At 39.8% G+C, this 550-nt stretch carries 1 pseudogene; it reads left to right on the top strand.

Annotation, left to right across the window (positions count from 1 at the left end):
- Positions 1-550: pseudogene (locus tag ACFIJJ_RS10145) on the top strand (hypothetical protein); the annotation flags it as partial.

Here is a 550-nt window from a genome sequence, read left to right as displayed (position 1 = left end):
CCAAAGTGGAAAGCGAAAGCTTTGTTCAGCAAGATAAGACAACGAGTCGTCTCACTATTGGTGCAAAAGTAGGTGGCACAGAAATCAACATAGCCAACAAGACTGGTGTGGATCGGATAATTTCTGGTGTTGGGGAAGCAAAGAACAATAATGACGCTGTTAACAAAAGCCAGCTTGATAGCAATATCAAGAATGTCAATGATAATGTCACAAATAAGTTTAGCGAACTTACTAAAAACATAACGAATATTACTCAGCAAGTTAAAGGTGATGCTTTATTATGGAACGATAAAGCTAATGCCTTTGTAGCACGTCATGAAAAGAGCAAAGAAGAAAAAGGCAGAGCTGTAGCCGCTCAAGACAACAGCAAAATTACGTTTCTTTTAGATGGTGATGTTTCTAAAGATTCAACGGATGCTATTACGGGTGGTCAGCTTTATTCGCTGAACGAACAACTTGCAACCTATTTTGGTGGTGGCGCTGGCTATGATGCGCAAGGACAATGGAAAGCTCCAAGTTTTAAGGTTAAGACAGTTAAGGATGATGGTAA

Source organism: Bartonella sp. TT29SHDZB (assembly GCF_042193395.1).
GTDB lineage: Bacteria > Pseudomonadota > Alphaproteobacteria > Rhizobiales > Rhizobiaceae > Bartonella.
The sequence above is the reverse complement of the archived record's forward strand: the minus strand, read 5'-3'. Positions and strand labels throughout refer to the sequence as shown.